Origin of the sequence: Moorena sp. SIO4E2 (assembly GCF_010671945.1) — a bacterium.
In the GTDB taxonomy this organism is placed as follows: domain Bacteria; phylum Cyanobacteriota; class Cyanobacteriia; order Cyanobacteriales; family Coleofasciculaceae; genus Moorena; species Moorena producens.
In genome coordinates, this window is sequence record NZ_JAAHIE010000294.1 from 1 (window position 1) to 9,156 (window position 9,156).

Genomic DNA, 9,156 nt, shown 5'->3' on the forward strand with positions numbered 1-9,156 from the left:
TATGTAGGGGAGTCGGAACCCACCCCTAACCCCTCCCAGGAGGGGAACGGGAGTCGGGAGATAGGGGGTTAGGGTACAGTTATATAAAGTATCATAAAGTCTATCAAAGTCCCAAAGAATTTGTTAGAGTAGTGAGATGACATTAGTACCACTCCGTAAGGCGGTCGAACTTACGGGACTCTCTCAAACCACATTGCGAAAGTACGCGGACAATGGAACTATCAAATGTGAGCGAACGCCAAGCGGATATCGACTGTTCGATACAGTTAGTCTTGCCACTTTGGGAAAACGACAAGCCCCTGAACCAGTCACAATCTGTTACTGCCGAGTCAGTAGTAGCAAACAATTTGACGACCTCGCCAGGCAAGTCGCGTACATGCACTCGCTCTTCCCAGAGGCAGAAGTCATCAAAGACATCGGCTCAGGACTCAACTACAAACGAAAAGGTCTTAGAGCCATACTGGAACGACTTATGCAGGGATGTCAGCTCACGATTGTTGTTGCCTGTAGAGACAGACTTACCAGATTCGGTTTTGAACTGTTTGAATACTTGGCAGAACTCAACGGTGGAAAGATCTTGGTTCTCGACCAACCTGAAAGTTGTCCAGAATCCGAACTTACCGCAGATATTCTCTGAATCATTCACGTCTTCTCTTGTCGCGTCCACGGACTCAGAAAGTACGGGGCAAAAATCAAGAAAGATTCGGATATTCCTAAGTGCTGAGCAGCGTTATTTAGTTCGTAAGTGGTTTGGAGTTTCTCGTTACGTTTTCAACAAGACCGTTAAAATACTTCAAGATGGGGAAGTAAAGGCTAACTGGAAAGCCATCAAGACTGGAATATTAAACGACCTTCCCGAGTGGTGCAAGGAAGTGCCTTATCAAATTAAATCGATAGCGATAAAGGATGCTTGCACCGCCGTGAGGGAGGCCAAGAAAAAGTACAAAAAGACTGGACAAATCAATCGAGTTAGATTTAGATCTAGAAAAAATCCTGTCCAGTCTTGCTACATCCCTAAGTCAGCAGTCTCAGAAAAAGGCATTTACCATACAAAGCTAGGAGGCTTGACTTTTTCTGAGGCGTTGCCTGACAACAGGGGCGACTGTAGATTGACCAGTAACAATGGGGATTATCACTTGACGGTTCCTCATCAGACTACTCAAAAAAATGCCGAAAACCAAGGTAGAGTGGTAGCGATAGACCCCGGTGTTAGAACATTCTTAACGTTTTTTAGTGAGAATTCTATAGGCAAAATTGGGCACGGAGACTTTTCTCGCATTCAGCGACTTTGCTCTCATCTTGATAACTTACTTTCAAAAATAAGTAAGACCAAGAGGAATCAAAAACGACGAATGAGAAAAGCGGCTAGGCGAATTGTTATTAGGATTCAAAACCTAGTGAACGAACTCCATCACAAAGCTGCTAGGTTCTTGGTAGATAGCTTTGATGTGATCCTACTTCCAACTTTTGAGACGTCTGAAATGTCTAAAAAAGGAAAAAGGAGGATCAGATCAAAGACAGTGCGGAACTTGCTGACATTTTCTCACTTTAGATTCAAGGAGTTTTTGAAACATAAAGCCTCCGAAACTGGAAAAACAGTAGTAGATGTCTGTGAAGCCTATACCTCCAAGACTGTGAGCTGGACGGGAGAAATGGTAAACATTGGTGGGAGCAAGGCTATTAAGTCAAAGATTGATGGCCTAATAATGGATCGCGACATCAATGGCGCTCGCGGGATATTCCTAAGAGCTTTGGTAGATACACCCTGGCTGCGAGAGCAGCTTGCATTGGTGGGCTAAGGTCTATCTAGTAGACTTTAGTAGCCAAAAAGTATCGGAATTAGAAAGACTTGAGCAGAAACAGATTCAATGGGTCTTGACTAATCTCTTTGACATAGGACTCACTGAGATAGGAAGCATATTCAGGTTGTTTAGCAATATAGGTTTTGAAAAAAGCGGTACTAAGTGCCATCAGGTAAGGACGAGCGATAGCAGGATCTGGCCCAATCAATTCAGGTGGAACCGGTAAGACACCCTCTCCTGCCCCACCCAGGTAGGAAAAGTGAGTACCTCCTTCTGTCACCACTAGATATTTTTCTGGGGTAGTTAGCCAGCTGAAGGGGGTAATTTGTTGTTCTACAGGTGGCGCAAAGATGTCTCTGATACTTGACACCATCATGACCGGAACCTGAATTTGTGACATCCCGGCTTCACCAAAAATCGGGTTGCTCAGCGGATTAACAGCAATCACCGCTTTTACCCGTTCGTCTCCCAAGTTATAGTCTTCTGGGGATAGTTGAGTACCTCGACACTGGAGTAGCAGGGATACATCTAAGGATAAATTGTTCTGTCGAGCAGTATCGCAGTCACTAGTAAGCTGTTCAAAATTGAGTTTCGCCCCTCCTAGAGCAAGAACAGTATAGCCTCCGAAGGATTGACCAATTACTCCCACCTCTTCTAGATTAAGCCTGCCAAACTTACTCGGGTCAGAATTAGCTTTAGCCGAAAGTTCATCTAACAAATACTTTACATCCAAAGGACGATGGATGATCGCAGTAGGATTGAGGGGAGTTGCGAAGCCAGCAAAGATTTGATTAATGCGTTCGGAACTAGTACCAATGTGCTCCGGGACCGCAACTGCAAAACCGTAAGATGCTAAATGTTGTGCTAGATAGGCAAAGGTATTGCGGTCTGAAGCCAAACCATGGGAAATAACCAGAGTTGGAATCGAGCCTGCTATCCCTCCTTGGTTTGAAGACCTAGGTAGATAAATATCAACGGGAAACGAAGCTTGACGCTCAGAATTATAAACCTCAAAGCTTTCTTTACGCCAACCTATTCCTCCAGGATTCCTGAGATCTGCTTGTGCTGATAAATCAAACGATGTTGATCCTTCTCCCTGTATTTGTGCCTGATTTTTAATGGCACCAAATACAACATCATTTACCACAAATAGCCGTGATATCTCATCAGTAACATCAGAAATTAGTTCCACATCCAGGTAAATAGTTTCTAGGGAAAATTTACGCAATACATTAATAACGCTCAAGCCTTCTGGATCAGAGGCTGCCGAAATTAAAGCACCCCGTAAGGGATAGAAACCATTGCGATTGAAATCTGCTTTTATTACATTCCCCAATCGGCGCAGTAAGGTTTTGCCCACCGGTAAGCGAGTGAACAAATAAACATATCTGGGAGAAATATTAAATCGACTGTTTAGTAGAATCCGCAGTGTTGCTAATTGTATTGGTGTAGCAAAGTTGGCATAATAGGCAAATTGCCTGGTCATTGTGCCATCTTTAGCAAAAACTTCCAAGTCTTCAATCCCAATATTAAATTGTCCAAAGGGAGAAACAAAGAAAGTAATTCGCTCTGCTCCTAGGGCAGGAATTGCACTGAATGTAGATACTAGACTCAAGCCTAGGGATAGGGAAAAGCGAGTTAACCACTGGCGCAGTGGGTTAGAATGAAAGGATTGGGTAGTCACTTTAGCTGCTCGGGAAAGACCAGGGGAGTTGGTAATAGTTAACGGAAAACCTGTAACAATATCATTAAACATGTACAAAGCTCTCAAGACCACACTGAAACTCAACAACCAACAGAAAACCCTGATGGCACAACATGCTGGTTATTGTAGATGGGTCTAAAACTGGGGACTAGGGCGTGTTTTCAAAGCTTTCCGCAAGATATTAGATCCCCCCCAGCCCCCCTTAATAAGGGGGGAGCCATACTCAAAGTCCCCCTTTTTTAAGGGGGATTTAGGGGGATCTCGGAGTTTGAAGACACGCCCTAGCCATTTAGCAATAAGCTTACCATAAATGTCATTATACTAGTTATAGTGTTTATTGCATTTATGAGGTACGCTTATCAAGCTCAAAGTCCCCCTTTTTAAGGGGGATTTAGGGGGATCACTTTGTACCTCATGGGATATAGAATTGCTATATAGTGTTTATTGCATTTATGAGGTACGCTTATCAAGCTCAAAGTCCCCCTTTTTAAGGGGGATTTAGGGGGACCACTTTGTCCCTCATGGTAAAGACAATTGCTATAACAATTAAAACAGATAAATCCTCGTATATAAAAAGGTTGATAGTAATGGGTTTACGGGAAAGACTACTTCGGCGATTTCAAAAACAGGAAAAACCAGAGGAAAAACCAGAGGATATCCAATCCCTCGACTCCCTCGACCAGACTTTAGAACAACTCGACCAGACCTTAGAACAAAAACCCCCTGGGCGAATTCAGTCACTACTGAGCAAATTACCCAAACCAGGCACTCCTAAGGACACCCCAGTAACGGTAAGCAATCCAGAACCAAGCAACCCTGGCAAAATTAGAGGTAAGATTACAGGGATACTCAGCAAATTTCAAAAATCTACCACTGAACCAGACATCCCCCAACTGTCTCAAAACTCAGCACCAACCAACCCTGGCAAAATTAGAGGCAAGATTACAGGGATACTCAGCAAATTTCAAAAATCTAGCACTGAACAAGAAATCTCCCAACTGTCGGAAAACTCAGCACCAAGCAACCCTGGCAAGATTAGAACACTACTGGAAAAATTACAAAAAAACATCTCCCCCAATGACATCCAGAAAATTGACGAGAGCCTGGATCAGATGAACCGGGGGAGGATAAAAGAAATATTTCACAAATTGCTCCAAAATACCAAGCCAGAAGACATCCAAAAAATTGACCAGAACTTAGAACGGATGAACCGGGGACCAATTAAAGAAATTTGGCCGAAAATTCAAGCTTTAGCTAAAATGGTCCGGGATCCTAATGCCGCTTGGAAGGGAAAAGCTTTAGCGATCGCAGCCTTAATCTATTTAATATCCCCCTTTGATGCTGTTCCAGACGTAATTCCCGTTGCTGGATTAGCTGATGATGCAGCGCTGATCATTGCCGTAGTTTCCACCCTAGCTCAGGAACTAGAAAATTATATGGAAAGACAGGCAGAAAAGATGGCCGAGATACAAGTCCGCAAGTATAATCGGATTGTCAGAATCAGTTTAATCGGCAGCATTGCAGCAGCAATTATCGCTATTTTGGTAAAATATATCCTTAGTCAGACATGATTAACCTCTATTCCTGGTACCGAATTACCCTATTTATTCTGACTACTTATGGCTTAATACAGCTAATCATTAATCTGATCAAGTATAAGCCATACTATGAAAAAGTTCCAGGGTTTATGAAAAAATACTTTCTTGAGCGCGGCAGCCTAGTTTTAGGTAAAAAGCTCCACGAAAGTCGTCATGATTTAATCATAAATGGCTTACTGTTGCTTGTATTAGTAATGTTAAATATTATTCTATGGATTTTTTAAGGGATAATAAATAAGAGGATTATAAATTTATATTTTAGGGAGTCGGGAGTAGGCAGTAGGGAGTAGGGAATAGGTAAGCATTTAGCTGTCAGCGGTCAGCTGTCAGCAGTCAGCTGTCAGCTTAAAATCCTTAATATTAAGAGATTAATGAGAATTGAAAGTCTGGGGATTTGCCCATATCAGCATATACGCTAGGCGCATAAGCTGATAGCTGATAGCTGATAGCTGATAGCTGATAGCTGATAGCTGATAGCTGATAGCTGATAGCTAATAGCTGATAGCTGATTAGCCTGTTTCTATTCACTCCCAGGAATCTAAATCTAGAGCTTTGGAGCCACCTCGCTCTAACTGAATCAATACGTTACCAAGTTGTGACCAAACTAGCCCACTAATAAATAAGGTCATAGGTATGGAGATTGAGTAACACAGCCAATAGGGCAAGGCAAAAATTCCTAACCCAGAGGCTAGAAACAGGCAAATCCCAACAGCAATTCCCACAAATGGGAGCAGTAACTGGATTCCTTTAATTTCAGCCAGGGTTTGACTGGATTTGGTCTTATACCATTCCTGTACTTTTTCTTTGAGTGTAGCTTCAAAAGCTAGCCCACAGGTAATCCCAGCAAACAAACCAAAAATTAACAAAAAATACGGTGGGTCTGGCCAAAAATTATACACAAATAACTCCTAATCTTCATGGTTTTACTGCCTGTGAAGATTATGACAAAGAATGACACCTTATCCAATAGCAAAGGGAACAGGGAATAGGGAATAGGGAATAGGGAATAGGGAGTAGGGAATAGGGAATCAAAAATTCTCACAATCCTGTTTTATTCAATAGCTGTTCCCGTAGCCCATTAGCTGTTGGCGTAGCCTGCGCGTAGCGCATATGCTGATAGCTGAATGCTGATAGCTGAATGCTGATAGCTGAATGCTGATAGCTGAATGCTGATAGCTGAATGCTGAATATAATCTTATAGTTTCCTAGGGTGGGTTAAGCGCAGCATTGATTTTTTTTCGGGCTGTAACCCACCAAATCCTATAACGTTTGGAAGCGCTAATTAAATAACAACAAGTAGTGAATAGCCAGGAGTCAGTAGTTACGATAAGGATATTCCTTATCGGCCAGTTGCTCTGACACACTATTTGGTACTCACAGCAGGAGCTTTCGGTAAAATAGCCCCAATCCCATCACTGGAAATAGTACTTAGTGCATTCAAAGCTACATTGAATAAACGTCCTGGTGGTAAATCATCTTTGACTAAGTTCCACAGACTCTGAATTTCTGCTCCATGGAGTTGGTCATCTTCGGTTAACGCTAACAACAGTTCACGTCGCAAAAACTGACCTTCCTCAGACAAGAGATACTGCAAACCAAGTTGAGCGGTTGGGAGCAAATCAAAGTTCTGATCAGACCGAGCGATCGCAATCATATTTTCCAGTCGTTCCCACTGGAATTTACCGTCTTTGAACAACACCTCAATCAAACGCCGCCGCATTTGTGGGGTTTCACCGGTAAGCAGACGCTGAGCTACATAGGGGTAGGAAACCTCGACAATTTTGAAGTTGGGATCTAAGGTCAGTGCCAGTCCTTCCTGAGTCACCAGAGAACGGATAATTAAGGAAAACTTGGCTGGTACCCGGAAAGGATAGTCGTACATCAACTCTGAGAACTGATCTGTGATCGTCTTGAAGTTGAAATCCCCGACACTTTCACCAATTGCTTCTCCCAACACTGCTTCTAAGGCTGGGATAATCGGCTGGATATCTGTGTTGGGTGCTAGGAAACCTAATTTAACAAAAGCCTGGGCTAATGATTGATAATCTTTATTAATTAGATCAACGACACAGCTGACAAGAGTTTCTTTGGTGTCCTGATCTAACTGATCCATCATACCAAAGTCAATATAGCCCATGCGTCCATCCGGAAGGGCAAATAAGTTACCTGGATGAGGATCAGCATGGAAAAAGCCATGCTCTAACAACTGACGTAAACCAGAGGTGACACCGGTTTTAATCAAGCTTGCGCTGTCTAGTCCTAAGGCTTCAATACGTTCTGTGTCTGTTAACTTGAAGCCATCAATCCACTCTAGGGTGAGGACACGGAGACTGCTGTAGCGCCAGTATATTGCTGGAACCTTCACAGTGGGGTCGTCTTGGAAGTTTAGAGCAAACCGTTCGGCATTGCGACCTTCATTGAGATAATTAATTTCCTCAAAGAGCTTAGTACCAAATTCATCTACAATCAAAGTTAGGTCATGACCGAGATTGAGTGGTAACCAGGGAGCAATCCAGCTAGCTGCCCAGCGCATCAAATAAAGATCTAGGGTGAGGATAGGGCGTAAATTAGGACGTTGTACCTTAACCGCCACCTCTTCACCGGTGTGGAGTTTAGCCCGATAGACTTGACCGAGACTAGCGGCTGCTACAGGTTTTGGGGAAATTTGGCTAAACAGTTTTTGGATGGAGCGCCCTAACTCTTGCTCGATTATGGACAATGCGATTGCATTGTCAAAGGGAGGTAGCTGGTCTTGTAGTTTGATCAGTTCATCTAGAAAATCTTGCCGAATCAAGTCAGGGCGGGTGGAAAGAGCTTGTCCGACTTTAATAAAGGTTGGACCGAGGTTAGTCAGAAGTTCCCGTAGCTGTGTGGCTCGTTTTAACTTATTTTGCTCAGTCCGGTTGCCCCATTGGTCTAACTTAAAACTAAAAACAAAGCTAGCGAAACCCCAGACAATCCTCAGGCAACGCCAAATCACTACCCAAGGTCTGGAACGGTAGTAGCGCGCGATCGCTTGTGGATCATAGTACCTTTGGGGTTCATTAGACCGCTGTTCAGGAGATACAAGTTGATGCTGACTCACGCTGAGTATAGGCCTCTCTAATAAATTTATAGTTTTTTATCTATCTTTTGCTTTTTATTAAATAAGTATACACAAGTACATATACAATAACTCGGTGTTTAAGTCCAATAGTTCATGTAGGGTGGGCAGTGCATCAGACAGATAATGAAGCTTGCAAACCACGTTGGTAGGCACTGCCCACCCTAGGATGAATGACAATGGTGCAAGATCTCACTTTAAGTCCAATAGTTTAGTTCATGTAGGGTGGGCAGTGCATCAGACAGATAATGAAGCTTGCAAACCACGTTGGTAGGCACTGCCCACCCTAGGATGAATGACAATGGTGCAAGATCTCACTTTAAGTCCAATAGAGGGTTTAGGGCAGGTTTTGCTACCAGGACAATAGAGAGTCCCATAGAAACCTACACCAGAAACTTGCCCATTTCCTGAACTGGGGAATTAAATTCGCCACGGGTCGCACCTCTTGATGCATATATCTATAAATTTGTCAACTTCTATTATTACATTAACCGAGGCTCTAGCTTGAGATTTCAGCTGTTATTTCCGTGTTATCACCGACAGTCTTTAAATTAAAACTTCAGCAGAATCCTCCATGACGGGGCTAAATCAACAAAGCAACAATGGTGTCATATCGATTCCGGTGGTATCGTAGCGAACAAGCATGGGCAATCTGTTGATTTATCTACGTTGATTTATCTACACTATGCTGTTTCCACGATTGCCCGCAGCAAATCGGCACTACCGGATTGGATACCAGTTACAGACGCACGAAAATGCTTTGCCAGCAAGCAACTTTCCCTGGATTATGCAAGATTCTCCATCTGTCCCTAACCCTTCCCAAGACATTCGGTTAGGCTGCCTACAGTGGTTTTATAACTTACCACTAAGTAGTAAGCTGCTTACTGGTTTGTTTGCCTCTGAGCTAATTTCTCTGATTGGATTCTTCGGCGTCGCTGCTTCAATGAT

At 43.2% G+C, this 9,156-nt stretch carries 9 protein-coding genes; 5 read left to right on the forward strand and 4 right to left on the reverse strand.

Annotated features, from left to right (window positions below):
* The first annotated feature begins 136 nt into the window (after nt 1–136).
* A complete protein-coding gene (locus tag F6K37_RS24495) occupies nt 137–637 on the forward strand; it encodes an IS607 family transposase (RefSeq protein WP_071986814.1) in 501 nt (166 codons plus the stop codon).
* Nucleotides 567–1,799, forward strand: a complete 1,233-nt coding sequence (locus tag F6K37_RS24500) for an RNA-guided endonuclease InsQ/TnpB family protein (RefSeq protein WP_071986815.1) — start codon at nt 567–569, stop codon at nt 1,797–1,799. The genes F6K37_RS24495 and F6K37_RS24500 overlap by 71 nt, the downstream gene beginning before the upstream one ends.
* A 40-nt stretch (nt 1,800–1,839) precedes the next feature.
* On the opposite strand, the gene F6K37_RS24505 is transcribed toward F6K37_RS24500, so the two are convergent.
* Nucleotides 1,840–3,558, reverse strand: a complete 1,719-nt coding sequence (locus tag F6K37_RS24505) for an alpha/beta hydrolase (protein ID WP_287252713.1) — start codon at nt 3,556–3,558, stop codon at nt 1,840–1,842.
* Between F6K37_RS24505 and F6K37_RS24510 the strand changes: the two genes are divergently transcribed.
* Nucleotides 3,557–3,646, forward strand: a complete 90-nt coding sequence (locus F6K37_RS24510; RefSeq protein WP_287252716.1) for a helix-turn-helix domain-containing protein — start codon at nt 3,557–3,559, stop codon at nt 3,644–3,646. The two genes, F6K37_RS24505 and F6K37_RS24510, sit on opposite strands and share 2 nt — an antisense overlap.
* A 448-nt stretch (nt 3,647–4,094) precedes the next feature.
* Entirely contained in the window at nt 4,095–5,078 is a 984-nt protein-coding gene (locus tag F6K37_RS24515) for a DUF1232 domain-containing protein (RefSeq protein ID WP_287252718.1), read from the forward strand.
* A 387-nt stretch (nt 5,079–5,465) separates the two neighbouring features.
* On the opposite strand, the gene F6K37_RS24520 is transcribed toward F6K37_RS24515, so the two are convergent.
* The 3 genes from F6K37_RS24520 to F6K37_RS24530 all read right to left on the reverse strand — a co-directional run bounded on the left by F6K37_RS24520 (nt 5,466) and on the right by F6K37_RS24530 (nt 8,190).
* Complete coding sequence (locus tag F6K37_RS24520) at nt 5,466–5,633, reverse strand: hypothetical protein (RefSeq protein WP_287252720.1); 168 nt, start codon at nt 5,631–5,633, stop codon at nt 5,466–5,468.
* Entirely contained in the window at nt 5,630–6,004 is a 375-nt protein-coding gene (locus F6K37_RS24525; protein WP_287252723.1) for a hypothetical protein, read from the reverse strand. Before F6K37_RS24525 ends, F6K37_RS24520 begins: the two co-directional genes overlap by 4 nt.
* A gap of 464 nt (nt 6,005–6,468) precedes the next feature.
* A complete protein-coding gene (locus F6K37_RS24530) occupies nt 6,469–8,190 on the reverse strand; it encodes an ABC1 kinase family protein (RefSeq protein WP_008180667.1) in 1,722 nt (573 codons plus the stop codon).
* Between the two features lie 703 nt (nt 8,191–8,893).
* Here F6K37_RS24530 and F6K37_RS24535 point away from each other — a divergent pair.
* Nucleotides 8,894–9,156 (forward strand): hypothetical protein (locus F6K37_RS24535; protein ID WP_287252726.1); only part of this gene is annotated, 263 nt, incomplete at its 3' end.